The organism is Legionella fallonii LLAP-10, from assembly GCF_000953135.1.
GTDB lineage: Bacteria > Pseudomonadota > Gammaproteobacteria > Legionellales > Legionellaceae > Legionella > Legionella fallonii.
The window spans coordinates 460,382-487,015 of sequence record NZ_LN614827.1 but is presented as its reverse complement, the minus strand read 5'-3'; the positions used below and the strand labels follow the sequence as shown (position 1 = coordinate 487,015).

Sequence of the window (26,634 nt, the reverse complement as noted above, 5' to 3'; positions counted from 1 at the left end):
TCCTCTTTAGTAAACGCGTTCTTTCGGCTGAAAAGGCTCGACGTGCTTGGGTGATGTATTTACAGGGCGAAAATCAATCAGTTCCCCTTCCTCAAAATACAAAGTATGTTTAATCCAATTAGCATCATCTCTATTTGGAAAATCTTCGCGACTATGAGCTCCTCGACTTTCAGTACGCGCAATCGCTGAATGTGCAGTAGCATAAGCAGTCGCCATTAAGTTATCCAACTCTAAAGCAGAAACACGGTCTGTATTAAATGTATGACTTTTATCTTCCAGTTTCGCATGAGCCAACCTATCACGCAGAGCCTGCAAGCGTTTCAAACCTGAAGCCATTACCTCACCGGTACGAAATACTCCAAAATCTTCTTGCATTACGCGCTGCATTTCATCACGAATGACTGCAAAATTTTCGCCATCCTTTGATTGCTCCCAGCGGTTATAACGAACCATAGAGGCATCAATGTCATCGTCGCTGGTATAAGACATCTCAGGTAATTGATGTGCTTGCCATAACTCTTCTACATGCAGGCCAGCGGCACGACCAAAAACAACCAAATCCAATAAAGAATTACCACCCAAACGATTAGCTCCATGCACAGAAACGCAAGCACACTCACCTACAGCATAGAGACCGTCCACAACATGCTCTTGACCATTAGTTTTGGTAATGACTTGGCCATGCATATTGGTTGGTATTCCTCCCATACTGTAATGACAGGTGGGTACAACTGGTATGGGTTCTACAATAGGATCTACACCTGCAAACTTCATAGAAAGCTCGCGAATTCCTGGAAGGCGAGACATGATAAGATCAGCCCCTAAATGATCCAATTTAAGCTTTACGTAATCGACACCTTTGGGATCAAAACCTTTGCCTGCACGAAGTTCTAAAGCCATAGAACGAGCTACCACATCACGCGAGGCCAAATCTTTTGCTCGAGGAGCATAACGCTCCATAAAACGTTCGCCATCTTTGTTAATTAAATAACCACCCTCACCACGGCAACCTTCGGTAACTAAAACACCAGCCCCGGCTATTCCTGTTGGATGAAACTGCCACATTTCCATATCTTGTAATGGGATACCTGCTCTTAATGCCATTCCGAAACCATCACCTGTATTAATAAAGGCATTGGTTGTCGATTGATAAATACGTCCGGCACCGCCTGTAGCAAGAATACAAACTCGAGTTTCAAAAAAGATCACCTCACCCGACTCAATACTCATCGCAGTAACACCGGCAATGCGTCCATGGGAATCTTTTACAAAATCAAGGGCATACCATTCACTAAACACATGTGTTTTAGCCTTTAAATTTTGTTGATAAAGAGTGTGTAATAAGGCATGGCCTGTTCTATCGGCTGCAGCACAAGTACGTGCGGCCTGCTCACCACCAAAATTTTTTGATTGGCCCCCAAACTGCCGCTGGTAAATTTTACCATTTTCCATCCGCGAAAAGGGTAATCCCATATGCTCTAATTCATAGACGGCTTCAGGTCCTGTTTTACACAGATACTCAATACAATCCTGATCACCAATGTAATCAGCTCCTTTCACCGTATCATACATATGCCAACGCCAATCATCGGGATGAGCATTACCTAGTGCTGTTGTAATACCTCCTTGAGCAGACACAGTATGAGAACGAGTTGGAAATACCTTAGATAAGAGTGCGACCTTTAATCCCGAGTTAGCCAATTGCAGTGCTGCACGCATTCCAGCACCACCAGCACCAATAATTACCGCATCAAATTTGTTACGTGGAATTGCCATGCTTATTGTCCCCAAACGATCATTAAGCCCCAAATAAATTGACTAAGGAGCCATAAAACAACCAGCAATTGTACTGATAAACGTATAGCAGTACAGTTGATATAGTCTGTAGTTACTGTCCAAATACCTATCCAGGCGTGCAGTGTAAGAGCGAATAGCCCAATCGCTGTAGCTATTTGGAATACGGGGTTGGCAAATAAAGTATGCCATTGTTCAAAATTCAAGCCTGGATGCAAGAACAAAAAACCAAATAAAAAAACAGCGTATACTGCAAAATATACTGCAGTTACTCTCTGAATTAACCAATCTTTTAACCCATTACCTGTTAAGCTGGTGACATTATTTACCATATCCAGATTCCTAGAAAAATTGTCAAAATAACAGAAAGAACTATAACTAAAATAGCACTACGTCGCCCTGCACTGAGGTGCTCTCCATACCCCATATCCATTAGAAGGTGTCTTATTCCTGCTAATACATGGTAAATTAAAGCAGCACTAAAGGCCCAGAGCCCTAATTTGTAATAAGGACTGGTGAGCATCGATTTTGTTTGAATAAACAGGTCTTCTGATTGAAGAGATTTACCCAGAATAAATAACATCAAGGGCAATAATAAAAATAATGCAATCCCTGAAATCCTATGTAATATAGAAGCAATAGCCATAGGAGGAAATTTCAAGCTGCTTAAATCAAGATTAACTGGTCTTTTCTTGTCCACTATTAAATTCTTCCTCATTTAGAAAATGTTTTAAATATAGCACCGTCCGCAATACAATTCGAATAAAATTATTCCGTCGTTATTTTTGATGGATACTTACACTAAATATCATTGCAATGCACCATTTTGCTAAAAAACAAACAATTAGACAACTATAGTGCAATTTGGAACAGCTAAATTTCAATACATGCTAGCGAAGTATAGCACTCTGTCTTTATCACGCAAAGTTCAGTCTGTAAGGAAAATACATCCGCTTCTGGTCAATTGATAAAAGCAGTACTATGATTAAATAAAATGAACAAATAGGGATCTATATGCTCGTTAAAAGGCCTATATATAATCAACAATTAAACTGTGTAGCCTTTGAAATTTTATCGCATCAAAACATCCAGCCCACTGTTGAGATAAGTCATTGCCTTTTTGAATTAATTCATAATTCAGATACTGAATTACCACTATTTATTCCCTTCTCATTAAAAAATATTTTAGAGAATGTTGAGCCTCCAATAAATAACCCCATAATTTTAAAATTACCAGCGGAAGAAATAGAATCAATTTATTCTCTAACTGAATTACAAGAATCATTATTTTCTATAGCTCTTTTGATCAACACGCCTCAACAATTAGCTTGGTTAAATTTTGCTGAATATATCGCTTTAACGGAACAACTAATGAGTAGAGCAGATGTCACTAAAGTAGTTCAGTTTTCCAGAGCTAAAAATCGTAAAGTGATCGCTTATAACCTCAATAAGCCCATTAGTTTTGATAAGTGTAAAGCAATGACAATGGATTATTATTGTGGTGATTTTTTATTTAAGCCTTTAAACAATGATTCAACCAATCTAGCCGCCAATAAATTAAATGTATTGCACCTTATTCAAATACTGCAAAAAGACGATTGCGATTTTAATGAAATTTCTCTCATCATCCAATCAGATCCTCTGCTGAGCTTTCAGTTGCTTAAAATTGCAAACTCAATCGTATTTTCCAGTGGGCAGAAAATAGGTTCTATTGAGCAAGCCGTCGTTCGACTTGGTATGATTAATTTAAAGAACTGGATTATGCTCTTATCGATGAAAAATATTACCGATAAACCCCCAGAAATATTAGAATCGGGATTAATCAGGGCTCGTATGGCAGAACAGTTAGCAAAAGCCAGTAAAGATATTGTGAGTCAAAGTGCTTATATAGCAGGATTACTCTCTATATTAGACTGTTTAATAGATAGACCAATGAGTGAATTAATTAATCAAATTACTTTGGCCGATGAAATTAAAAATGCGTTGCTACATTATACAGGTCCGTTGGGTGAGTTACTCGCTCTTGTAATTGCTTATGAAGAAGGTCATTGGGAAAATGTTCCCCAGCCTTCTTTTCAGGGGCATGATTTGAGTAAATTATACATAGAGAGCCTCGATTTTGTGGCCAAAACCATACATAGTTAAATGCCTCTTCACCATGATACATCGGTGCATTAATCTACGACTTAATCATTATTAGATGATTCGACTATATTCTCCACCAGAAACATTAACCCCGTTTAATCCCAGCAGAACTAGGGCTGTGCGATACCTTATAAGTATCTCGTGGAGCCTCTGGAGGATAACCGTATTTGTCTGCCATGCGTTTCACATTGGACAAATAACGTTCGCCCCACTCACCAGGTTCAAAATTAGTAACAACTACGTTATAACTTAAGTTAATGATAGACTCAAAGGCCTTTCTTTGAGGCAGTTCATGCCCACCGAAAGCAACCTGCACTTCCGTTTCTGTACTAATCCCTCCAGATTTGAGGCGAGAAATAAGGATGTCTATCATTTTTTCTATGGTGAAGTACAACTTACACATAGACATTCCAGCACTCATCATGTCCTGGCTTTTTGAAGTTGACAGTTTATACCCTGAATCAAGAATATTATAAACAAACTCCTTTTCATTGGTTCCGGATATTATCTCTGGTTCAATAATTATTGGAGGAGAAATCCTTTCTATATGGGGAGATGAAATATAAAGATGAAAATCGGCCCAATGCCACCATATTTGATAAACCCGCTCAACCAATGTAATAGGATTACTAAGATCCTCTTCAATCATTGCTTTGCGAAAATCAAGTGTAGTTTCTGTGATACCTGGTTTTTCTTTATTTGTTGTCTCTGACATTTTTTCTACCCAAATATTAAGGGGATATTTGCTATATTAGCCCAATTTTAATTGATGAGCACGATAGATACAGTTTGAAAAGGTAAAAAACCTGTAAAAGTGGTTCTTTGGAATAATAATTAACAGCAAAGACAGTAATGAATTTAAATATGACGAACTATAGCTACCCGTCATCACGAAAGAAAAGGTTACATTTAAGCGATTATACTCATAATGCAGTAAAATATTGATAATACTCGGGAGGTTGAATGCGACATTTAAAGCAAGTGCTTTGACAATTAGCTTTCTCCTGGCATTTTCGTATCATTCCTTTACGTACCCATAAATCCAACATAGGCTGTAATGCGGACAACTCCAAGCGAAACTCTCGGGTTAATTGCTGAGTACTCACTACGCCTTCACGACGAATGAAATCACGTATTTGTAGTAGCACTTTGCCTCCTCACAATTTGTCCACCATAATAAAATAGCGTGACAACGCCGATTAAAACGAACGACATGCTAATAATCCAAATTAGACTATGTTGTGAATGTTCTAAAAATTTTGCACTCTGATAAAAAATTACCGCCACAAAATAGGCAACAAAAAAAGACCACGTCACAGAGAACCACATCAAGCGTTTATTCGCTTCTTGGCGAATAACTGCCATAGTAGAGACACAGGGAATATAAAGAAGCACAAACAACAGATAAGCATAAGCACCGATTTTGCCATCAAAGCGCTGAAACATGACTCCATAAACTGACTGAGATAACTGGCCATCATCAGCACTCGCAGCTATTGGATTCAACAATGCAGCACCGAGTTGGGATAAATTATTAGGAATAGACCATAAGGCATCGTAAATACCCCCCAAAAAATCAAAATGGGCGGCTGCAACCTCACCTACATGCCCTACCTGTGCGTAAAGAGAATTTAACGTACCCACGACAACTTCTTTAGCCAGCATTCCGGTTAATAAACCGACAGTAGCTGGCCAATTATCTTGATGAATGCCCATAGGAGCAAATAAAGGGGTTACCCATTGCCCAACGATGGACAATAGCGATTGAGTACTGGCCTCACCTGAATTAATACCGCCATCTAAAGTAATTGCATTTAGCCCACCCAAAATAACACAGATTGGAATAATTAGTTTCCCTGCTCGCAAAACAAAAAATTTCAATCGGAAAAACATTTCTTTAAATAAACGTCTTATTGCGGGTCTATGATATGCAGGTAACTCTAAAATCAAAGGTGATGCATGCCCTTTTAATGTAGTTTTACGCAGAATAAAACCCGTTAAAACAGCCATCAAAATACCTATAAAATATAACGAAAACACTACATTTTGACCACCACTAGGAAAAAAGGCAGCGACAAATACAGCATAAATAGCCAAACGAGCACTACATGACATAAAGGGGCTCATCATCACAGTCAACAAGCGATCACGCTCTGAGTCGAGAGTGCGGGCAGCCATAATAGCAGGCACATTACATCCAAAACCAACAATCATGGGAACAAATGATTTTCCTGGTAACCCCATGGCTCGCATTGCTTTATCAACAACAAAAGCTGCTCGTGCCATATATCCTGATGTTTCTAATAAAGATAAAAAGAAAAACATCGAGGCAATCACCGGAATAAACGTCAAGGTAGTATTAATACCTTTTCCAATACCATTAGCAATGATGGCAATCAACCAATGAGGAGCATGCCATTGTTGCAACAACCAGGAACTCCCTTTCACAAAAATAGTATCTGTACTGATATCAAAGAAGTCTTGAAATGCACCGCCTATGTTAATAGCAAATAAAAACATCAAATACATCATTGCGAAAAAAATAGGCAAAGCCCAAAAACGGTGCAACACTATCCTATCTAATTTTGCCGTAAAATGTTCACTAGCATCGCTATGCTTTTGTTGTACAAAAGAAGCAATTTCATGAATTTTCTGATAACGAACATCAGCCAAGATCACATCAAGCCCTAGATCCGCTGTAGAAATTTGAGCTAAATCAATTTTCATATTCCCATCAGTTACAAGACAATCGCCCTCGGCTAGTCGGCGCGAATAGTAATAAGCAAGGGATGGGGTATGTCCTTTATTAATTAATTGTGCTTCTAACTTATTTAATTCTTCTTGAATAGGCTGCGTCAAGGATAGCTTTATAGGGGAAACGGTTGGAGGCAGTTGTACTAATGCTTTTTGTAACGTAGTAATACCAATGTTTTTATGTGCCTGTATTGGAACAACAGGACAACCCAATTGTTTTGCCAATGCCTGAACATTAATAGAAATCCCCCTCTGCTCAGCAATGTCCATCATATTGAGAGCAACAATAACAGGCTTACCTAGTTCAAAAAGTTGACTGGTTAAGTACAAGTGTCGCTCTAAATGACACGCATCTATCACATTGATAATACAATCAGATTTTATAGTGACGATGGACTGAGCTGCGATTTGTTCATCCTGACTCAAACCCTCGGCATTAGCGACTAGAGAATAGACTCCTGGTAAATCAGTTATTTCTATGAGTTGCTCACCAAGCTGTAATTGTCCAGTTTTCTTTTCAACCGTTACTCCTGGCCAATTTCCTACCCGTTGATTGTCACCAGTGAGTGCATTAAATAGAGTGGTTTTACCGCAATTAGGGTTTCCAATTAATACTATGTGAGTCATAAGCGCTCCAATATCAATTGGCTCGCCTCTTCTTTACGTAATGTTAAGGAAGTCCCCCTGACCTCAATTTGCACAGGACAACCTAATGGTGCCATTCTAACAACGGAAAACTCTACACCACGAGTAACGCCAAGAGATAACAATCTACGTCTATACTGCGATTCTGTTGAGCCAAAATCAACCAATCGCACTCTATCTCCTTGTACTAAATCACTAATTTGCATGATGGAACAACACTCTATTCTAGATAAATTAATTTTAACACAAATGATATCGAGAATCATTCTCAATTATGTAAAAAAATAAACATTTCCTACTTATTTGCCCGTCTATCTTTTTAGTCCCTCCGCATCCTTGTCGTTCTATCCCTCTCTATCACCTAACCACCACCAACAAAGGAATTTTACTTTTTCTCTACGTCCCGCAACTTGCTCGGGATCCAATAGTGTCTTAATTTAATCGTGGTGCCCTATTCGCTTGCGGCTGATCTGTCGGCTTGCAACGACATTAATCTTCTTTTGGGCCGCGCTTAGCACCTACCTACCAGATACCTCAGGATGTGATTTGAGAACAGAGGCTTACAGCATATTCTTTACTATGCGTCGTGGATGACGTCTAAGATAATCAACCGATTGCATCTCATTCAAACGACTCAAAGTACGTTTAAATGTTTCTTGCATTTCTCCTTTAACATACAGCTCTTGCGCAGGAACATCCGCAGAGATAATGACATTAATTCCCCGATCGTACATGACATCAATGAAATGAATGAACATTATCGTTTGTGCGGTGTGATTCTCTGTCAACCGAGGAATACCGCTAATGAATATATTATCAAACTTATCAGCTATTTCTAAGTAATCTAATTGACTTCGCGGCAAATTACATAAAACATCAAAAACAAACCAAATAGATTTTTCATCACATTGCAAGTAAGGAATAGCTCGATTTTGCACGGTGATGCATCCATTTTTTTGAACGTCCTTGGCTAATACAAGAAACTGCTCTTGCATTTTTTTTTCAGTCAATTCATTTAAAGGATATAAATAAGCCTCTAATAGTGGCTCTCGTCCTAAACGATAATCTCTCTTTTCATTCAAAAAAAATACATCACAATTCTTTTTAATCAGCTCAATCGCAGGCATGAATCGTGCTCGTTGCACTCCATTTAAATACAGCTCATCTGGCTTTGTATTTGAGGAAATAACTAAAATGACGCCTTGAGCATTCAGGGCCTGCAACAATTCAGCCAAAATCATAGCATAAGCAACATCATGGACTAAGAACTCATCAAAACATAACAAGCGAATAGATTTTGCAATCTCTTTCGCAACTTGCTGTAAAGGATCCTTTTTCCCTTGTAATCGCCTTAATTGAGCATCAACCTGTTGCATAAAATGATGAAAGTGAAATCGTGCTTTTTTCTGCGCGGCCACATGCTCAAAAAATAAATCAACTAAATAAGTTTTCCCAACCCCCACCGGACCATATACATAAAGACCTTTAATTGAACTATTCTTCCACCAACGCCACCAAGAAGACTCCGATTGACTGAGCTCATCATTCAATCGTTGCATATGCACTAAAAGTTCTCTTTGCAAGGGATCGTTATCAATTTCACCTCGCGAAATGGCAGCTTCATATTGGTTGACCAAACTCATAGTGCAAGAACCTGAGGGCGAACGTACTCAATGAGCTTGGTTTTAAGCTCTATCAATTTTCCATGGAAAAAATGCCCCGTATCAGCAAACTCAATGACGGGTATTGCAGGTGAGGCCAGTTGAGCAAAGTTCATTACCAAAGAATAGGGTACTACCTCATCAGCGTCCCCTTGAATAATTAACCATGGATCTGGTTGAGGATTATATTCGGTATAATCATAATGATGCACTGGCGGTGCGATGGTAATTAGCAACATTGAAGCGAATTGAGCCGCAGTGCGATAAGCAACATAAGAACCAAAAGAAAAGCCCGCAAATATTAACTTGGTTTCAGGTTGTTCCCGTTGCCATGCCTTCACCAAAGCAATCATATCATCACTTTCCCCAATTCCATTATCATAAGCTCCCTCCGATTGCCCCACGCCACGAAAATTAAAGCGCAATGAAGGAATGCCTAATTCTTTAAAAACTCGAGCTAAAGTAGTCACCACTTTGTTGCTCATGGAACCACCCTGCAACGAATGAGGATGTCCAAGAAAAGCAACCGCGTTATCCTTTATCTGTTCAGGAACTGTTAACACCGCCTCTAATTGGCCAGCCAAGCCTTGCAATAGCAGAGGATGCTCGCCAGGAGTAGCTAATTTTTCAATGAATCTCATAAGAAACCTGTTATTATAAACTACCCGCATAATACCCTAGATTGTCTGTTGATATAAAGGTCAATAAATGAATGAAGCAAACGAACATAAAGAAATATCATCTCAGCAAAAAACGAAAAATAAGCGTTTTATTCTTCTTGTAGGGATACCTGCAATTCTTAGCCTACTTGTAGCGAGTGTTTATCTGATGAGCGGTCGTTATGTTGAAACAGAAGATGCTTATGTAAAAGCAGACAAGGTTCCCATTAGTTCCCAGGTTTCTGGTGTAATTAAGGAAGTCTTGGTTAAAGAAAATCAGGCAGTTACAGAGAATCAACTATTGTATCGCATTGATCCTCAGCCTTTTCAAGTGGCATTAGCTAAAGCTGAATCACAATTAGCACAAGCAAAAATAAACATCTTAGCTCTAAAATCTAGCTACCGTGAAAAACAAGCAGAAATTGCTCTGGCTCAAACAAAATATGCTTTTTCCCTGCGGAATAAAAAACGGCAGACTGATCTGGCAGCCAAACATTTTACCTCTATGTCTAGCCTTGATGATGCCAAAGAAGGGGCCGAAATTGCCGCGCAACAACTAGTGACGACAGGACATGATTTACAACGTTTAGCAGACTCTCTTGCGGGAGGCGTGGAAGAGCCTGTTGAAAAACATCCTAGTTATTTAGCTGCAAAAGCAGAATTGGACCAAGCAAAGTTAGACCTAGCTCATACTGAAATCAGAGCCTCGATGCCTGGTTCTATCAGTGCTCCCCCCAAATTAGGCCAATATATTACTACTGGCACCATTACCATGACGCTTGTAGCCAATCAACGTCCTTGGATTGAAGCTAATTTTCCGGAAAAAGATCTTACTAATATTCGTATAGGGCAAAATGTCACAACAACTATTGATGTGTATCCAGGAAAAAAATGGAATGGAATAGTCGAGAGTATCAGTCCAGCAACGGGCTCAGAATTTTCCATCATACCAGCTCAAAATGCTACAGGAAATTGGGTTAAAGTCGCTCAGCGCATAGCAGTTAAAATTAAATTGCTGCCGGCTCCGGATAATCCCTTGCTGCGTTCAGGATTAAGTTCTTGGGTGAAAATTGATACTAAATCAGGAAATGATGCTGCACAGAAAACATCTTAAGAAGAGCGTGACATCCAAAATGCAAGAAAGCCATACAACAATTAATCCGACACGAAGACTTTTTATCACACTCTCAGTGATGCTGGCCACCATTATGCAGGCACTAGATACAACTATTGCCAATGTAGCATTGCCCTACATGCAAGGAGGAATGGGAGCAACCCAAGAACAAATTTCCTGGGTATTAACTTCTTACATAGTTGCAGCAGCCATCTTTATGCCCATGACGGGATTTTTGGGTAATCGTTTTGGCCGAAAACGCATGTTTATATGGTCTGTAGTAGGATTTACTATAGCCTCTATGCTTTGTGGTGCCGCGCAAAGCTTGCCACAAATAGTGTTCTTTCGATTACTGCAGGGTATTTTTGGAGCCAGCCTCGTCCCGCTATCGCAATCGGTCCTACTCGATACCTATCCTCCGCAACAACACGGCTCCGCCATGGCAATTTGGGGAATAGGCGTCATGGTAGGTCCAATTTTAGGTCCCTCTTTAGGAGGATGGCTAACTGAGTATTATAGCTGGCGCTGGGTGTTCTACATCAATCTACCGTTAGGTTTATTAGCCTGGCTGGGATTGGCGACTTTTCTAGAAGAAAACGCCCTGGAGCATGAGAGACATTTTGATTTATTGGGCTTTATTTTTTTAAGCATTGCCATAGGTTCATTACAATTATTTCTGGATAGGGGGGAGTCGCTAGATTGGTTTAATAGCAATGAAATTATCATAGAAGGTGCCCTATCACTCTTATGTATTTATTTATTCATTTGCCACATACTCACTGCAAAACAACCATTTCTTGATCCGGGTATGTTCAAAGATCGGAATTTTAGCATTGGCCTTATTTTTATTTTCATCATTGGCATTATTCTTTTAGCGACTATGGCCTTATTGCCTCCTTTTTTACAAGGTTTAATGGGTTATCCAGTAATCGATATCGGTTTAGTATTGGCTCCAAGAGGTATAGGCACTATGGTTGCCATGATGGTGGTGGGAAAAATATCAAGTAAAATAGATGCTCGTTACCAAATCTTTTTGGGGATGGTGCTTACTAGTTATTCCTTATGGTTAATGACCTTGTTCGACACTGACATCAGTAGTTTTGACATAATCTATACAGGAATCATTCAAGGTTTGGGTCTGGGGTTTATTTTTGTTCCGTTATCAACATTAACCTTTGCTACCCTACCAGCACAATATCGCAATGATGGTACCCCTTTATTCAGTTTGCTGAGAAATATAGGAAGTAGCATTGGCATTTCTGTTGTCATGGCAAAACTGTCGCAAAATCTCCAAGCGAACCATGCAGCATTTTCTGCTTTTATTACCCCATTTAATCTAAGTCTACAGCAAGCAGCCCAATCAGGAGCAATAAACATCAACTCTGCTGCCGGGATTGTTTCTCTTAATGCCGAGGTAACGCGTCAGGCAACTATCCTTGCTTATTTGCAAGATTTTCGTTTCATGATGTGGTTAGTTATTTCTGCTGTTCCTTTGCTTTTATTGCTAAGATCACCTAATAAAACCGCAAATGAGACGACCTCTACCAGAGTAGTAGAGTTTGAATAACTATCTGCCTCTTTCACCAGAGACAACTAGTCTATTAGACAAATTGTCGCAATAATCTATTCACCTTCATCTCATTTAATTATATGATTCTAATGACGCACTGACCTATTACAGGCGGTGACTTTACTTTTAAATATAGAGGAGGACTTGATCCATGAGACAGGTACCCGTAAAACAGATTACTCTTTTTATGGCCTTTCGTTTTCTCCCAAGAAGGAGAATCGTATGAAAATCCAAGACTTTAAAAGAAAAAAGCAGGAACATAGCAAAATTTCTATGATTACCTGTTATGACTATCCTTCCGCCCGCATTGTTGCTGAATCCAATATTGATTGCGTATTGGTAGGTGACTCGGTGGCTATGGCTGTTCATGGCCATGAAACTACCATCATGGCGACTATAGACATGATGGTTCTTCATACTCAAGCAGTAGCACGAGGATTAAATAAACAATTTCTAATTAGTGACCTGCCTTTCTTAAGTCATAAAATTTCACTTACTCATACCATGAAGCAAGTTAAAAGTTTATTACAAGCTGGGGCTCATGCAATCAAAATAGAAGGAGCTGATGAAGATACCTGTCAGACCATTGCTTATTTAGTTAAGGCAGGGGTACCGGTCATGGGACATATTGGCTTAACACCACAATCTATTCATCAATTAGGTGGTTATAAAGTACAGGGGAAAAATCAAGAACAGGCAGAAGCATTATTACAACAAGCCAAGGACTTACAACAAGCGGGTTGTTTTGCCCTCGTCATTGAATGTGTTCCCCAGTCGCTTGCTCGAACCATTACTCAAATATTAAATATTCCTACCATTGGCATTGGAGCGGGCTCAGATACTGATGGCCAAGTCCTTGTTTGGCACGATATGCTGGGTTTACAAACATCATTTAACCCTAAATTTGTAAAAAAATATGCCCAGGGAAAAGACATCTTTGTTGATGCGTTAAATACCTATGTACAACAGGTACAACAGGTTAATTTTCCTACAGAAGAATATGCTTTTTAAGAAGAGATACTGATGCAAATTATTTCTAACCTTAACGATTGGATAGGCTTACGTAAAAGCCTATCCAATGACGCTACCCTAGGCTTTGTGCCCACTATGGGTAACCTACACGCAGGTCACGCTTCTTTATTTTCAACAAGTCAAAAAGAAAATAAATACACTGTTTCCAGTTTATTCATCAATCCAACTCAATTTAATAAATTAGACGATTTCACTCACTATCCACGCACGTTAGAAGCAGATATAGAGCTAATGACTCGCTCTGGAGTAGATTTTTGTCTATTGCCCACAGATCAAGATATCTATGCAGATGGTTATACTTATCAGATTCAAGAAAACAAACTCTGTCAATTGATGGAGGGTAAACACCGTCCGGGACATTTTAATGGGGTATTGACTGTGGTCATGAAATTACTTCAGCTAACTCGCCCACATAGAGCCTATTTTGGGGAAAAAGATTACCAACAATATTGGTTAATTCAAGGAATGGCTAACGCTTTCTTTATGGATATAGAAATAAAATCCTGTCCAACCATAAGAGAAGCAAGTGGATTAGCCTATAGTTCCCGCAACACCCGATTAAATCAGGAACAAAAAGTTCTTGCAAACCAATTTGCGGCTCTATTCCACCAACAAGACAAACCTTGTGACTTAATCGTTGAAGAACTAACTACCTTAGGAATCAAGGTTGAGTATGTTGAAGAATATCAAAATAGACGATTTGCTGCTGTTGTAATAGGTGATATTCGTTTAATTGATAATTATTCGCTGCTATAAATCAACCAGTAATTCATGAGTCAATCCAGGTCGGGCTACAAATAGCCCGACAAAATATCCTTATTGTAATTCCCATCTCGAATCACCCGCAGATGCCAGATCTAGTCACAGCCATATTCCTTGTTCTCATCAATTTCAAGTGTCGGCTATACGGTTGCCCGACCTACGGGAAACTCACATTTTAGGTTGATAACCGACCAAATATTACTATTTTTACTCCTATAATATTAATTATATGCTGTTGTGATTTTACTTTTTTTCTCCATACGTACAGAATGGAATGATAGCACCTTACGCTAAGATAAATTGCTCAACGAAACATTTTATTCAGGATGAATATATGCAAACAAATTGGTATGTAATTACTGGTGCTCCCTCGTCCGGAAAAACCACATTAATTAACCACTTAGCTGCAGCGGGTTATACCATAGCCCCCGAGGTGGCGAGAGAGTATATTGAGAAATTACTTGCCAATAATTATACATTGGACGATCTACATCACTATAATCATCAGCTACAAAGGGGAATTTTGGCAAATGTTTTAAAACGAGAAAGACGTCTTCAAAGAAATCAGCTCATCTTTTTCGATAGAGGAGCAACTGACAGCTTAGGATACTTTCATTATTATCATTTAAATACAACGCAGATAATGAATGCGTTCCAGCATGCTCAATATAAAAAAATCTTTTATTGCCATCAATTACCCATAGTCTATGATGCCGTTCGAGTTGAAGACCAACTCAGTGCAAAAAGAATAGGTGAGCTTATTTTTGAAGCTTACGCTACTCTCGGCTACCAACTGATTGAACTTCCGGCAATTCCTGTAGAGCAAAGAATAAAAATTATAATAGAACATATAGAAGCCGATTTAGACTTGACGGTAATACCTTAAAAATTAAATCCAGCTCGATAACGAGGAACAAGGTGCTTCGGGCATTTATTTCTTCCTAATTCTCCTTATAAGAAAAAATAAACCGATGCATTTCAATAACAATAACCTACGATTGTAGATCTCCTGGCATTCCAAGAGGCCATTTTCCATCTATAAAGGCATCACAAAGAACTGATAGATACCTATAGTAGCTCGGGAATAACTTGGCCTGTAGCTCCCACAACCTCTGTATCTGCCTGATGTACTGGATGCAAGTTTCCTGTAACTAAAGTAGATTGTGCTGGAATTCCAGCCCACTCAGTATTAGCAGGAAGACGTTCACCTTTCATCAACAGAGAAAGACTACCTAAAGTGGCGTTTTCCTCCATCAAGGTGTTATAAAGAACTATTGATGCGACTCCAACGTTACATCCAGAGCTAATAACAACATTAGATACTTTAAATATTCGGTCCTCATATAAATGTGTTTGTATCGTCACATCAGAATTCAGACAGACATCATCTCCAATGCTAATCAAATCGAACTCTGAAAATGAAACAGTGTCAGTATAAGCACGTTTTCCAACTTTACTCCCCAAACAGCGAGGGACTAAAAACGCATAAGGAGTTCCCAAGGCTAACTCAACAAAGTAAGAGCACATAAAATAATTGAATGAATATTCAACTATATCATTTTTCCATATAAAGATGTCCCAAATAGGCTTGGTCAAAGGCTTCAATCGTCCTAAAAGCATCCATTTTAAACCTACCAGCAGTCCTATAAGTCCAAGAACACTAAACAACTCAGCAACTGGTAAGGTCAACGCGGTCACGAACCAGGAGCTGTGAGCCAACATAAAATTCATTACAACAATTAAATTAAATAGGATAACCAGAGAAAACATAGTAGGAAGAATAATCCTAAAAAACTCTATTGCTAACCGAGTACAATAAATTTTCTTTGATGGGTTATATGTTTCTTTATCAGAATATCCTACGAATAATTCACGTTTCGGTAAAAATACGGCTGGAGAGCCAAGCCATGCAGTATTAACCTCAGCAGATTGATTACCCTCTGGAGCAATTGAAAGGGTTCCCAACAATCCACCATCGCCAATTTTTTTATCTCCAGGCAGTACACTAAAGTTACCAAGAAAGCCTTTTTCCCCCACAATTACAGGGGCATAAGTAATTGAATCGTTGTAAACCTTGGGCCACGCCATAGCAACAGCACTGGCGGAAAAACCTCCATCTTTAATAGTCACTAAATCGGGAATAATATGAGGTGTTTCTCCCATTTCCACACGTTTACCCAGTTTTGCTCCAAGTAAACGCATAAACATTGGCATATAAAGAGAATCTGACAGGATAAATACTTCACCCTCATCTAGCATTCTTGCAACAAGCCAATAGCGAAAATAATAAAGACTCCTAATGGGATATCGACCTGGTTTTATCTTATCCAAAATTATTTTTTTACATATAATGATAGAAAGATAATGCAACCCTAGAAATAAAATAGTACCTGCAGGAATAGCAAATAATAGCGTCGTTAAATAATTACCTTGTTCATAATAGTAGGTAACAAGAGATACACTGGGTAAAAAGCATAAAGTGTACATAATCATCAAAAATTGTATGCCCAGATAATGCAAAATACCAAAACAGGTATTTTCCAGCGTAGAAGACTCTTCTACTTCTACCTTTTGTCTAGTTATGTGATCGGGAGGAAGAACGCTTGGAACAGCAGGAGAACCAGCATAATAAGCTCCCTTAGGAATTAAGACATTAGCAGGTAGCATAGACATTTCTTCCAGTACCACATTGTCCTCTACCTGGGTATTGATATCGATAACGGAACGAGAACCTATGTACGAATTAACCCCTAAATTAATACCGCCTATTTTAAGCCAGCCGTCCTCTACCTTGTAACCGTTTAATTTTACATCAATACCTATGGAGCAATTATCACCTATGGTTAATAAATCAGGAACACCAATTAGCGTGGTGCCTATATGACAATTCTTGCCAACTTTAGCCCCTAATAAACGATAATATATTCTGTTTAATGGAGTCCCAGGCAAATATTTATTTAAATATAAAGTTCTTAACAGTTGATGAACCAACCACCAGCGAAAATAAAACCACCCCCAAAGTGGATATTGTCCCGGCTTAACTCTTCCCAGCAATAACCATTTCAAGCTCACGGGGATTATCACAGAAATGATAGGAAGAAACAAAAACAGCGCAAAAAGTCCTATCTGCGTCTCCCGAGAGATAAGTGAAAACTCAGCTGAATTCAATGCATAAAGTAATGCAACAGCCAGCAATTGCCACGTGCTTAAAGCATACTGAAACAAAATGCCAAATAATTGAGCAAAACCACATAAATAATATTTCCACTGCGGTGCTCTATATTTTTCTCTGGGAATGCTCTCTTCGTTACCCAAACTTGCATTAGAATTAGAGAATTTCTTTGCAAGTTGGCTAATAGTAGGATTTTTATATAAATCCAAAATGGATATATTCTTCAGTTTAGGGAGCTGACGTAAATTAGAAACAACCTTAGCAGCAAGCAATGAATGTCCACCTAGATCATAAAAGAAATCCGCATCAATGGAAGCCGAGGAACATTCCAAAATCTTTTCCCAAACCTCTGAAATGTCCTTTTCTAATTCTGTCGTAGGTGCTTGATAGGGTTTGTTAGTTTTAATTGCTGTTGGTTTCGGAAGTTCTTTTCTATTTATTTTACCGCTCGCTAATAAAGGAAATGCGTCCAATATTTCAATAAAGCAGGGAACCATATAATTAGGCAAGGTATTGCGCAAATAAGCTTTAAATTGATCTAAATCAAAATGCTTAGCTTTGTCTAAAGTGAGATAAGCAGCCAAAGCAGGTTGATCCAATGTTTGTAAAGAAACTGCTGCTTGCGTAACACCGGAAAACCCCATTATTACAGCTTCAATTTCATTGAGCTCGATACGAAACCCACGCAACTTCACTTGATCATCGACTCGACCAGCAAAATGAAGATTACCATGAATGTCTTTTGAGGCAAGATCCCCTGTTTTATACCAACGCTGGTTTTTATCTTTAGGATTTAAAACAAACTTTTCCTGAGTACTTTCTGGTCGATTCACATATCCTCGAGCTACTGCAGGCCCCGCAATACACAGCTCCCCTTCGTTACCAACTGTAACTTCATTGAGACATTCATCGACTATAAATACTTCATAGCCGGGTAGTGGCTTACCTATAGTCACTTCTTTATCCGGATGACATTCTGCAGATGTAGCAATTACAGTCGCCTCGGTAGGACCATACGTATTCATGATCTTCAGACCTGGCCTACTCCAACGTTTAACTAAATTGGCAGAACAGGTTTCACCGCCTAAAATTAATAATCGTAAATTGGGGAGTTGCCCCTCTAATGAAGACAGTAAAGTTGGTACTGTAGAAAAAACACTGACTTGATGATGTTTTAAGAATGAAATCAAACCAAGACCGGAGCGCACTTCTTTCTCAGTACAGGCAATAAGAGCAGCACCATTAGCAAAAGCCATCCATACTTCTTCTAAAGAAGCATCAAATGCCAATGAAAATCCCTGATAGACTCTATCTCTTTCAGACATTTCATAAAGATCACTGGCGACACGAACATAATGACATATATTTTTATGAGTTACTTCTACACCTTTAGGTTTACCGGTAGAACCTGATGTGTAAATGATGTAACACAAATTATCGATATCATTGGCCTGCTGAACGCTCGGCAATTTATCTGTGGATTGAGATGAAACGATTGTACTGAGTTCATCAAGAATAAAAGTACTTGGCCAATTAAGATTTTTTTGTTTATATTGATAGGAGGATGTCAATACAGCATCAAATGCTAAATCAGTAAAAATGTAATTAATACGTTCATCAGGATAATCCGAGTCTATTGGAACATAGGCAGCACCAATTTTTAATGCCGCTAAAATAGCAATATAACAATCGATGGAGCGCTCCAAGAGTATACCAACGATACCTCCTTTACTAATATTTTGCGAATACAAATAGTGCGCTAATTGATTAGAACGGTTCTCTAATTCTTGATATGAAATAAAGGCATTCTCACAGATTAATGCTATATTGTTTGGATAATTTTTGACTGATTCTTCAAAAAAATGATGAAGTTGCATAGAATTTTTACCGGTTAAAGCACCCATATTAGTTACTCCTACCAAACCTCTATTTTTCTATAATAAAATGGTGCGATGCACATTTTTAAAGAAATAGACAAACGCGCATACCTAATTATAGCGTACTTAGAGACACTAGTAGGAGATTTATACAAGAAGAAAAAAGACGAACGCCATTACATCCAATAATTTTATTGGATGTAATGATTCGTCACCTTCAAGCAACAGTATGTCTGACATATTAATACTTGGCGGGGTTCTATTCAACTTTTTTGCCTAGTTCCTATAATTATTTTATTTTTGGTGATACATAGTAATTGCTGCAGCAATAACCGCCGCCTTATGTTGGGGTAGTGATTTATTAGAATATTTTAACCATTCTGGGTGAGTATCAATTAAACTGGTAGTAAATATACCGCGTTGAAACTCTTCAGATTGAATCATCTCGAGATAATAAGGAATAGTTGTTTTAACTCCAAACATACGCATTTCATCTAAAGCACGTCGCGCACGGCGCAATACAGATTCCCAATCCAAGGCCCACGCAGTTAATTTTGCACAAAGAGAATCATAGTCCGGTGGAATATCGTAGCCGGTATAAATAGCGCTATCAGTTCTAACCCCTGGCCCACCAGGAGCATAGTAGCGAGTAATGCGTCCGAAACTGGGTAAAAAATCATTTTGCGGATCTTCTGCATTGATACGGAATTCTATGGCATATCCATTACGAGTAATTTGCTCCTGGGTCATAGCCAATGGTTCCCCTGCAGCAATCAGTATTTGCTGTTGCACTATATCAATCCCAGTGATTTGCTCTGTTACAGGGTGCTCAACCTGTAATCTAGTGTTCATTTCTAGAAAATAGGGATTGTTCTGCTCATCTAGAATGAATTCAATTGTGCCCGCATTGGTATATCCTACTCCTTGAGCAGCCCTTATCGCATATTGATAAAGTTGAGCTCTGATCTCATTATCCAGGCAAGGTGCCGGTGCAATTTCGACTAATTTTTGATGCCGACGTTGTATTGAACAGTCTCGCTCAAAAAGATGAAGAACTTTACCAAAATGATCTCCTAAAATTTGAACTTCTATATGACGGGGATTAGCAATATAGCGCTCCATATAAATATGAGCATTGCCAAATGATTTCTCAGCCTCGGATTGAACACGAGCAAATTGTTGCCTCACTTGACTGACGTCATGGCATAACCGGATTCCCCTGCCGCCCCCCCCGAAAGTGGCCTTAAGCATTACGGGATATCCTAGCGCTTTAGCGCATGATACGGCATCTTCGACTGTATCTAAATTTCCCTCACTACCAGGAATACTTGGAATACCTATTTTGCGTATCGCCTCTCTTGCTGCAATTTTTGACCCCATAGTAGCAATAACTGCAGATGATGGACCAATAAAGACTATGCCAGCCTTTTCACAAGCTGCTGCAAATTCAACATTTTCTGATAGAAAACCATAACCAGGATGGATGGCTTCGCATCCATTGGCCTTGGCACACTCTATTATTCTTTGTCCATTAAGATAGGCATCAAGAGGCTTCTTACTCAAACAATGCGCATAAGATGCCCTTTTCACGTGAAGGGAGAACTGATCTGCTTTACTGTATATGGCGACAGGGATAATACCCATTTCCTTGCAAGCACGGACTATACGCACAGCAATTTCACCACGATTTGCTACCAGAATTTTCTTAAACATTTAATCCCTTATACCAACTATTCACGTTGAGTTAAGAACCAATGAACCTCTTCGGAAACGCCACTGAGGGGACGAGTTGCCGGAGAGGTCTAATGCTCAACATGTTTTTTCAAATTTTAAAAATTTCATGTAAGAAATTAGTCATCGCCTGCCACGAACGTTGCTCCGCCATTTGATTGTAAATAATTCCCAAATTAGTATCATGGGCTTGAGGATTGGTAAAACCATGTTGAACGTGTCCATACATATGTACTTGCCAATCCACATCTGCCTCTGTCATTTCTTGGCAAAAGGCATTAACTGCATCAGGGCTAACCATAGGGTCATCATATCCGTGCAATGCTAAAACTTTAGCCTTAATTTTTTTGGCTTCGAGGTTATCTGGTTTTCCTAACAGGCCATGAAAACTCACTGCGCCTTTAATATCGGCTCCTGAGCGAGCTAAATCCAATGCACACAAACCGCCAAAGCAAAAGCCAATTACGGCAACGCAATTTTTATCTACTTCAGGCCTAGTAATAAGGGCATTGAATGCGGCATTTATTCTATCGCGTAACATCTCACGATTATCCGCTAAGGGCGCCATTAGTTCTTCCTTTTCTTCGATAGTAGAGCCAACACGGCCATGTCCGTACATATCTAAGGCAAAGCCAACATACCCCATTTTTGCAAGTAATGTTGCTTTTTGACACGCAAACTCATTCCGCCCACTCCAATCATGAGCCACAATCACAGCAGGTCGAGGATGCTTGTGTTCGTCATCATAGGCTATAAATCCATGTAGTTCATGGTTGCCATCGTGATAAATATAATTCGAAGTATGCATAAAAAAAATTCCTATAATGAACTATTAGTTAAGATTAAATATTGCTAATTTAACCCGAATTAGGTTTATGAATCTACTACAAAACATTGTTGAATTAAATTATAGGTTGATTATAGGGAAACATTAAAATTTTGGTCTAAACTAAAAGAAAACTAGACTTTTTGAATCTCCCTGTAGTGAGAGGAAACATAGGACATAGAACTAGAGTGTGCGCATCAGTAGACAAGGATGCAAACACCAACGCAGCGAAACCGTTCTCCACTGAGGTAGAGTCTCAAAAATGCCAATGTAAGGAATATCATCATGATGACTGATTCAATCACTTATCTGCGAGATTTTTTACACGCTCAATTGTGCTATCAATTTTTTATTACTCCTATTCATTTACCACTGGAAAAAAAATATAGACATTTTGCGAAGATGGCTTGTGAATTTATTGAGGGCAAACGGAGTGAAGTGATTCATCAAGAATACCCACGTCACCATGTATTGCATCGCTTTAAACCCACTACCAATCCTAATGCAAAAAAAATTCTTATTGCTCACGGCTGGATATCTCGCGCAGCCTACATGGTTAAATTAATTAAAGCGTTGCATCAACAAGGCTATGATGTATATGCAATTGATTTTCCAGCACATGGCGAGTCTAAAGGATTACAATTGCCCTGGCCTGATGCAGTGACCATTTTAAGAGAAATAGTGAATCAACATGGCCCCTTTTATGGAGTAATAGGACATTCGTTTGGCGGCTCCATGTTATTAAATATGCTAAACTTAGCGGGTCAATGTACTGAATGGCAATTAAACAATAGGCCTGAACGCGCCGTAATGATTGCCTCTCCTACCCACATGCGTAGCCCCGTAAATAGTATCGCGAGGAAATTTAAGCTTAGCGGCCATGGATATCTACAATTACGTCAATTAATCCGCCAGCAAGCAGAAATTGATCTTAATTTGATTCGTTTACGACATTTTACTACACAAATACCCGAGACTCATTTCCTATGCATTCATGGTGAACAAGACAGCACCGTAGATCCTAAAGAGTCCGTCGTTTTTTGCAAACAATACAAAAACGCCTACCTCTCTTTATTGCCAGAGGCAGACCACGTTAGCGTTTTAATGGATGAGCGAGTAGAAAAACTAGTATGTGACTTTTTAGAGAATTAATTTTCCATATACTGACGTATTTTCTTCATGGCATTTTTCTCTAGTTGCCTTACCCTTTCAGCGGAAATACCATATTTTTCTGCTAAATCATGTAAGGTTAACTTATCGTCAGCTAACCATCGTTGCTGTAAAATATCTTGGCTACGCTCGTCAAGTTGCTCCATAGCGAAAAACAACTTCTCACGTCCTTGATCCCCACTATCTTCTTGCTCTAATAGCAAGGCAGGATCATCATTACTATTGAATAAATAACGTTCTGGAGCCTTAAAAGCATCGTCATGATCATCAATATCTGGAGCATCATAAGGAGAGTCTAAAGCATTTAAACGCTGCTCCATGAGCAATACGTCTTCACGACTTACACCCAAATCGAGAGCAACAGCGGAGACTTCTTCATTACTCAGCCAGCCTAAGCGACTCTTCATTTGCCGTAAATTAAAAAATAATTTACGTTGCGCTTTAGTTGTAGCAATTTTAACAATGCGCCAGTTGCGCAAAACAAACTCATGTATTTCTGCTTTAATCCAATGGACAGCAAAAGAAACAAGACGAACCCCCATTTTAGGGTCGAAGCGTTTTACAGCCTTCATTAAGCCGACATTGCCTTCCTGAATCAAGTCATTTAAAGGCAGACCATAGCCTAAATAGCCTCGTGCCACACGAACAACATAACGTAAATGAGCAAGAACTAAATGTCTTGCTGCTTCAAGATCACCTTCAGAATGAAAGCGCTCGGCATAAGCAATTTCTTCTTCTAATGTGAGCAAAGGGATTTGATTTACGCGATGAATATAAGAATCAAGACTACCAACCGGTAGATTCATTGCGGTAAGCTGCAACTGTTGATTCATACTTCTTCCTCCAGTCATCAACAAAAAAAAGAATAAATTAATACCTGCTTGTAATTACTTATCTCTCTATTCACTCCTAAGCATAGCAAAAGATAATTAAGATAAACAACTACATCTAACTTATAAATAGAACCTACACTCAGGGTTCGGCTATTGTAGCTTGCGCCCATTGGCCCAACCTACAATTATTTCATAACCCAGTGCCATTTTGAGATAATGTACCACTAAAATTAATTATACATCAATTATAGGGCTCAATTGAAGCAAGCTGTCTTTTTACGGACAATCTGGCTCCTAGCCACCCAAGTATAATCGCAAATAATACCAGTAGCAAGATATGTCTTATTGATAATACGGATAGTGGATAATGCATTTGATAAGCAACGGCCAATTGATTAACGGCGGTACCTAAACTTAAAATAAAAATATTAACCAAAAATACAGCAAGAATTGCGCCAGCCATTCCATACCAAACACCTGTATAGAGAAATGGCCTCAATATGAAAGGATCTGTTGCCCCAATTAATTTTAATATCTGAATCTCCTCATGCCTGTTATGAATGGCCAAGCGTAAGGTGTTGCCAATAATTAATATCACGGCTAAAGCTAACAAAGACATTAGTGCTTTTGCCAAATTGGCAGCGAAACCTAGAATAAGATGCAATCGACTTATCCACTCCATATCCAATTTAGCCTCGGTTACCTGAGGTAAGGCTTCTAAATGCCTCGTGAGCAAATCTAGTTTTGCTGGGGAATCAACAGTCACCGCAGGAGCGACCTCAATAACGGCAGGTAAGGGATTTTCAGGCAAATAATTCATGATATCATGCATTCCCTCCTGTTGCGTTAACTCAGCTAAACCGTCTGCCGACGATTTCAAGGAAACTTGACCAACGCCGTCAGTATCCCGTACTTTCTGTAAGAAAACTTTTTGTTCAACCTCTGTTAATCCAGGCTTTAAATAGAGAGATATTTGCCCCCCTTGCTGCCATCCTGTAGTTAATTGACTCATGTTATAGGTAAATACCCAAAAAAGAGTAGGTAAGGCCAACGTAATCGCAATAACGATTACGGTCATTAATGTTGCTACCGGCTTGCGGCATAATAAATTCAAACTATAAGTTGCCGCTTGTAGATGATATGCAAAAAACGATCGCGCTTTTTTTAACACATCCGCCCCCCTTTTAACATCACAATACGATGTTTCATACGTGCTATCAAGGCCAAATCATGGGTGGCAATTAATATACTTACGCCAACATGGTTAAATTGTTCAAAAAGAGACATTATTTCCGCTGCAAGTTTAGGATCAAGATTCCCTGTTGGCTCATCGGCTAATAATAAAGCAGGTTTATGCACCACCGCGCGCGCGATACCTAATCGTTGCTGCTCTCCGCCGGATAAATGAACGGGCAACATTTTTTCCTTACTTAACAAACCAACCATATCCAGTGCGGCATGCACCCTTTTAGCAATCATAGGATAAGCCATACCTTGAATTTGCAATGGTAAAGCAACGTTATCAAAAACAGTCCTGTCGTTTAGAAAATGAGGGGATTGGAAGGTAATCCCTAGTTGACTTCGATGCATGGCCACATCACGTTTTTTTAAATGACTTAAATTTAAACCATTAACGGATAATTGACCTGAAGTAGGCCATTCCAGCAATGCAACCAATTTAAGTAGTGTGCTTTTTCCTGCGCCAGAATGGCCAGTAAGAAAAGCCATCTCTCCTTTTTTCAAAGAAAAATTCACCTGGCTCAATGCTTCAAAGCCCCCTGGATAACGTTTAGTAACCTGGTCAAATGTGATCATCATTAAATATTGCACTAACAAATTGAACTGCGTCGAAGGGCCGCAAATCTTCTATGCCCTCACCTACCCCTAAATAACGAAATGGTATTTTTAACTCATTAGCTATAGCAAATAATATTCCACCTTTTGCAGTCCCATCCAGTTTGGTCATAGTAACACCGGTCAAACCAATAGCTTCATTAAATTGACGAGCCTGCACCAAGGCGTTTTGTCCTATGCTCGCATCTAATACCAGCATAGTCTCGTGTGGTGCCTCAGGATCGAGTTTTTGTAACACTCGTTTCACTTTTTTCAACTCTTCCATCAAATTACTTTGCGTATGCAAACGCCCAGCGGTGTCGGCAATTAATACATCTATTTTACGGGCCTTCGCTGCTTGTAAAGCATCGAAAACTACCGAGGCACTATCTGCTCCAGTATGCTGAGCAATTACAGGAATATCGTTGCGCTCCCCCCATACATGCAACTGTTCTACCGCAGCTGCGCGGAACGTGTCGCCAGCCGCCAGCATTACTGTTTTACCTTGTTTCTGAAATTGCTTGGCTAATTTGCCAATGGTGGTTGTTTTACCAGCGCCATTAACACCTACCATTAAAATCACAAAAGGTGATTGATCGTTAGTGTCTAATGATAAAGGCTGAGAGCACTCATCGAGTATTTTCTGCAAATGCTGTTTCAAAGCGGAGTGTACTGAATCACCGTTAGATAATTCTTTGCGCTCTAATCTGTCTGCTAATTGCTTTAATACAACTTGGGTCGTATCTATACCCAGATCAGCACTAATTAATAGAGTTTCTAATTCCTCTAATAAATCCTTGCTAATTTCTTTTTTTCCAAGCAATAGGCGACTGATACCATCCCCTAATTGGTGGCGTGTTTTACTTAAACCTCGCCTAAAACGCGCAAAGATACCTTCTTTAGTTGTAACTTCTTGCACCGGTTCAATTGTTTCAACTGGGTCTTCAGGCACTGATTCAATATTATTTTCGATAATAGATGTGGGTGAATTTTTCTCAGCTTCTGAAGCTGGTAAATTCTGATTTCGTTTAAACCATTTAATCATTTAGTGTACAA

The 26,634-nt window shown here is 39.2% G+C and carries 23 protein-coding genes; 7 read left to right on the top strand and 16 right to left on the bottom strand.

Annotated elements, in window-relative coordinates; genetic code table 11:
- Positions 1 to 6: 6 nt before the first annotated feature.
- The 3 genes from sdhA to sdhC are packed head-to-tail and all read right to left on the bottom strand — an operon-like array spanning position 7 to position 2,494.
- The gene (sdhA, locus tag LFA_RS01910; RefSeq protein ID WP_045094686.1) at positions 7 to 1,776 is read right to left on the bottom strand and encodes a succinate dehydrogenase flavoprotein subunit; all 1,770 of its coding nucleotides are present in this window, start codon (positions 1,774 to 1,776) and stop codon (positions 7 to 9) included.
- Positions 1,777 to 1,778: 2 nt separating this feature from the next.
- On the bottom strand, positions 1,779 to 2,126 hold the full coding sequence (gene sdhD, locus LFA_RS01905; protein WP_045094685.1) for a succinate dehydrogenase, hydrophobic membrane anchor protein: 348 nt from the start codon (positions 2,124 to 2,126) through the stop codon (positions 1,779 to 1,781).
- Entirely contained in the window at positions 2,120 to 2,494 is a 375-nt protein-coding gene (gene sdhC, locus LFA_RS01900; protein WP_045094684.1) for a succinate dehydrogenase, cytochrome b556 subunit, read from the bottom strand. Before sdhC ends, sdhD begins: the two co-directional genes overlap by 7 nt.
- A gap of 314 nt (positions 2,495 to 2,808) precedes the next feature.
- On the opposite strand from sdhC, the gene LFA_RS01895 reads away from it, so the two are divergent.
- Entirely contained in the window at positions 2,809 to 3,939 is a 1,131-nt protein-coding gene (locus LFA_RS01895; RefSeq protein WP_045094683.1) for an EAL and HDOD domain-containing protein, read from the top strand.
- An 85-nt stretch (positions 3,940 to 4,024) separates the two neighbouring features.
- On the opposite strand, the gene LFA_RS01890 is transcribed toward LFA_RS01895, so the two are convergent.
- The 6 genes from LFA_RS01890 to LFA_RS01865 form a co-directional block, all read right to left on the bottom strand.
- Complete coding sequence (locus LFA_RS01890; RefSeq protein ID WP_045094682.1) at positions 4,025 to 4,654, bottom strand: hypothetical protein; 630 nt, start codon at positions 4,652 to 4,654, stop codon at positions 4,025 to 4,027.
- Between the two features lie 208 nt (positions 4,655 to 4,862).
- Complete coding sequence (locus LFA_RS01885; protein WP_045094681.1) at positions 4,863 to 5,087, bottom strand: FeoC-like transcriptional regulator; 225 nt, start codon at positions 5,085 to 5,087, stop codon at positions 4,863 to 4,865.
- Positions 5,068 to 7,320: a Fe(2+) transporter permease subunit FeoB gene (gene feoB / locus LFA_RS01880; RefSeq protein WP_045094680.1), complete on the bottom strand. Its 2,253-nt coding sequence runs from the start codon at positions 7,318 to 7,320 to the stop codon at positions 5,068 to 5,070. The genes LFA_RS01885 and feoB overlap by 20 nt, the downstream gene beginning before the upstream one ends.
- On the bottom strand, positions 7,317 to 7,544 hold the full coding sequence (locus tag LFA_RS01875; protein ID WP_045097351.1) for a FeoA family protein: 228 nt from the start codon (positions 7,542 to 7,544) through the stop codon (positions 7,317 to 7,319). The genes feoB and LFA_RS01875 overlap by 4 nt, the downstream gene beginning before the upstream one ends.
- A gap of 354 nt (positions 7,545 to 7,898) precedes the next feature.
- Positions 7,899 to 8,981: a cell division protein ZapE gene (gene zapE, locus LFA_RS01870; protein WP_045094679.1), complete on the bottom strand. Its 1,083-nt coding sequence runs from the start codon at positions 8,979 to 8,981 to the stop codon at positions 7,899 to 7,901.
- The gene (locus LFA_RS01865; RefSeq protein WP_045094678.1) at positions 8,978 to 9,640 is read right to left on the bottom strand and encodes an alpha/beta hydrolase; all 663 of its coding nucleotides are present in this window, start codon (positions 9,638 to 9,640) and stop codon (positions 8,978 to 8,980) included. Before LFA_RS01865 ends, zapE begins: the two co-directional genes overlap by 4 nt.
- Before the next feature lie 67 nt (positions 9,641 to 9,707).
- Here LFA_RS01865 and LFA_RS01860 point away from each other — a divergent pair, with 67 nt between their 5' ends.
- The 5 genes from LFA_RS01860 to LFA_RS01840 all read left to right on the top strand — a co-directional run bounded on the left by LFA_RS01860 (position 9,708) and on the right by LFA_RS01840 (position 15,022).
- A complete protein-coding gene (locus LFA_RS01860; RefSeq protein WP_045094677.1) occupies positions 9,708 to 10,772 on the top strand; it encodes an HlyD family secretion protein in 1,065 nt (354 codons plus the stop codon).
- Between the two features lie 7 nt (positions 10,773 to 10,779).
- On the top strand, positions 10,780 to 12,339 hold the full coding sequence (locus LFA_RS01855) for a DHA2 family efflux MFS transporter permease subunit (RefSeq protein ID WP_231865886.1): 1,560 nt from the start codon (positions 10,780 to 10,782) through the stop codon (positions 12,337 to 12,339).
- A gap of 225 nt (positions 12,340 to 12,564) precedes the next feature.
- A complete protein-coding gene (gene panB / locus LFA_RS01850) occupies positions 12,565 to 13,353 on the top strand; it encodes a 3-methyl-2-oxobutanoate hydroxymethyltransferase (RefSeq protein WP_045094676.1) in 789 nt (262 codons plus the stop codon).
- A 12-nt stretch (positions 13,354 to 13,365) separates the two neighbouring features.
- Positions 13,366 to 14,130, top strand: coding sequence for a pantoate--beta-alanine ligase (gene panC / locus LFA_RS01845; RefSeq protein ID WP_045094675.1), 765 nt, complete (start codon positions 13,366 to 13,368; stop codon positions 14,128 to 14,130).
- 340 nt (positions 14,131 to 14,470) lie between these two features.
- A complete protein-coding gene (locus tag LFA_RS01840) occupies positions 14,471 to 15,022 on the top strand; it encodes an AAA family ATPase (protein ID WP_045094674.1) in 552 nt (183 codons plus the stop codon).
- A 182-nt stretch (positions 15,023 to 15,204) separates the two neighbouring features.
- Here the strand turns inward: LFA_RS01840 and LFA_RS01835 are convergent, their stop codons facing one another.
- From LFA_RS01835 to LFA_RS01825, 3 genes are all read right to left on the bottom strand, one after another.
- A complete protein-coding gene (locus LFA_RS01835; protein ID WP_231865885.1) occupies positions 15,205 to 19,212 on the bottom strand; it encodes a Pls/PosA family non-ribosomal peptide synthetase in 4,008 nt (1,335 codons plus the stop codon).
- Positions 19,213 to 19,479: 267 nt separating this feature from the next.
- Complete coding sequence (locus tag LFA_RS01830; protein WP_045094673.1) at positions 19,480 to 20,898, bottom strand: acetyl-CoA carboxylase biotin carboxylase subunit; 1,419 nt, start codon at positions 20,896 to 20,898, stop codon at positions 19,480 to 19,482.
- Positions 20,899 to 21,007: 109 nt separating this feature from the next.
- Positions 21,008 to 21,724, bottom strand: a complete 717-nt coding sequence (locus tag LFA_RS01825) for a dienelactone hydrolase family protein (RefSeq protein WP_045094672.1) — start codon at positions 21,722 to 21,724, stop codon at positions 21,008 to 21,010.
- 303 nt (positions 21,725 to 22,027) lie between these two features.
- On the opposite strand from LFA_RS01825, the gene LFA_RS01820 reads away from it, so the two are divergent.
- Positions 22,028 to 22,894 carry an alpha/beta hydrolase gene (locus tag LFA_RS01820; RefSeq protein WP_045094671.1) on the top strand — a complete coding sequence of 289 codons (867 nt, stop codon included), beginning with the start codon at positions 22,028 to 22,030 and terminating at the stop codon, positions 22,892 to 22,894.
- Here the strand turns inward: LFA_RS01820 and rpoH are convergent.
- From rpoH to ftsY, 4 genes are all read right to left on the bottom strand, one after another.
- The gene (gene rpoH, locus LFA_RS01815) at positions 22,891 to 23,745 is read right to left on the bottom strand and encodes an RNA polymerase sigma factor RpoH (RefSeq protein ID WP_045094670.1); all 855 of its coding nucleotides are present in this window, start codon (positions 23,743 to 23,745) and stop codon (positions 22,891 to 22,893) included. The two genes, LFA_RS01820 and rpoH, sit on opposite strands and share 4 nt — an antisense overlap.
- A 241-nt stretch (positions 23,746 to 23,986) precedes the next feature.
- Positions 23,987 to 24,916 carry a permease-like cell division protein FtsX gene (gene ftsX / locus LFA_RS01810; protein WP_045094669.1) on the bottom strand — a complete coding sequence of 310 codons (930 nt, stop codon included), beginning with the start codon at positions 24,914 to 24,916 and terminating at the stop codon, positions 23,987 to 23,989.
- Positions 24,910 to 25,560, bottom strand: coding sequence for a cell division ATP-binding protein FtsE (gene ftsE / locus LFA_RS01805; RefSeq protein ID WP_045097348.1), 651 nt, complete (start codon positions 25,558 to 25,560; stop codon positions 24,910 to 24,912). The genes ftsX and ftsE overlap by 7 nt, the downstream gene beginning before the upstream one ends.
- Positions 25,547 to 26,623, bottom strand: a complete 1,077-nt coding sequence (gene ftsY, locus LFA_RS01800) for a signal recognition particle-docking protein FtsY (RefSeq protein ID WP_045094668.1) — start codon at positions 26,621 to 26,623, stop codon at positions 25,547 to 25,549. Before ftsY ends, ftsE begins: the two co-directional genes overlap by 14 nt.
- Positions 26,624 to 26,634 lie beyond the last annotated feature (11 nt).

What these genes read in the sequence shown, in the direction of transcription:
- sdhA (WP_045094686.1), bottom strand. Translation starts at nt 1,776, where the DNA reads ATGGCAATTCCACGTAACAAATTTGATGCGGTAATTATTGGTGCTGGT.
- sdhD (WP_045094685.1), bottom strand. Translation starts at nt 2,126, where the DNA reads ATGGTAAATAATGTCACCAGCTTAACAGGTAATGGGTTAAAAGATTGG.
- LFA_RS01895 (WP_045094683.1), top strand. Translation starts at nt 2,809, where the DNA reads ATGCTCGTTAAAAGGCCTATATATAATCAACAATTAAACTGTGTAGCC.
- LFA_RS01890 (WP_045094682.1), bottom strand. Translation starts at nt 4,654, where the DNA reads ATGTCAGAGACAACAAATAAAGAAAAACCAGGTATCACAGAAACTACA.
- feoB (WP_045094680.1), bottom strand. Translation starts at nt 7,320, where the DNA reads ATGACTCACATAGTATTAATTGGAAACCCTAATTGCGGTAAAACCACT.
- LFA_RS01875 (WP_045097351.1), bottom strand. Translation starts at nt 7,544, where the DNA reads ATGCAAATTAGTGATTTAGTACAAGGAGATAGAGTGCGATTGGTTGAT.
- zapE (WP_045094679.1), bottom strand. Translation starts at nt 8,981, where the DNA reads ATGAGTTTGGTCAACCAATATGAAGCTGCCATTTCGCGAGGTGAAATT.
- LFA_RS01865 (WP_045094678.1), bottom strand. Translation starts at nt 9,640, where the DNA reads ATGAGATTCATTGAAAAATTAGCTACTCCTGGCGAGCATCCTCTGCTA.
- LFA_RS01860 (WP_045094677.1), top strand. Translation starts at nt 9,708, where the DNA reads ATGAATGAAGCAAACGAACATAAAGAAATATCATCTCAGCAAAAAACG.
- panB (WP_045094676.1), top strand. Translation starts at nt 12,565, where the DNA reads ATGAAAATCCAAGACTTTAAAAGAAAAAAGCAGGAACATAGCAAAATT.
- panC (WP_045094675.1), top strand. Translation starts at nt 13,366, where the DNA reads ATGCAAATTATTTCTAACCTTAACGATTGGATAGGCTTACGTAAAAGC.
- LFA_RS01840 (WP_045094674.1), top strand. Translation starts at nt 14,471, where the DNA reads ATGCAAACAAATTGGTATGTAATTACTGGTGCTCCCTCGTCCGGAAAA.
- LFA_RS01835 (WP_231865885.1), bottom strand. Translation starts at nt 19,212, where the DNA reads ATGGGTGCTTTAACCGGTAAAAATTCTATGCAACTTCATCATTTTTTT.
- LFA_RS01830 (WP_045094673.1), bottom strand. Translation starts at nt 20,898, where the DNA reads ATGTTTAAGAAAATTCTGGTAGCAAATCGTGGTGAAATTGCTGTGCGT.
- LFA_RS01825 (WP_045094672.1), bottom strand. Translation starts at nt 21,724, where the DNA reads ATGCATACTTCGAATTATATTTATCACGATGGCAACCATGAACTACAT.
- LFA_RS01820 (WP_045094671.1), top strand. Translation starts at nt 22,028, where the DNA reads ATGATGACTGATTCAATCACTTATCTGCGAGATTTTTTACACGCTCAA.
- rpoH (WP_045094670.1), bottom strand. Translation starts at nt 23,745, where the DNA reads ATGAATCAACAGTTGCAGCTTACCGCAATGAATCTACCGGTTGGTAGT.
- ftsE (WP_045097348.1), bottom strand. Translation starts at nt 25,560, where the DNA reads ATGATCACATTTGACCAGGTTACTAAACGTTATCCAGGGGGCTTTGAA.
- ftsY (WP_045094668.1), bottom strand. Translation starts at nt 26,623, where the DNA reads ATGATTAAATGGTTTAAACGAAATCAGAATTTACCAGCTTCAGAAGCT.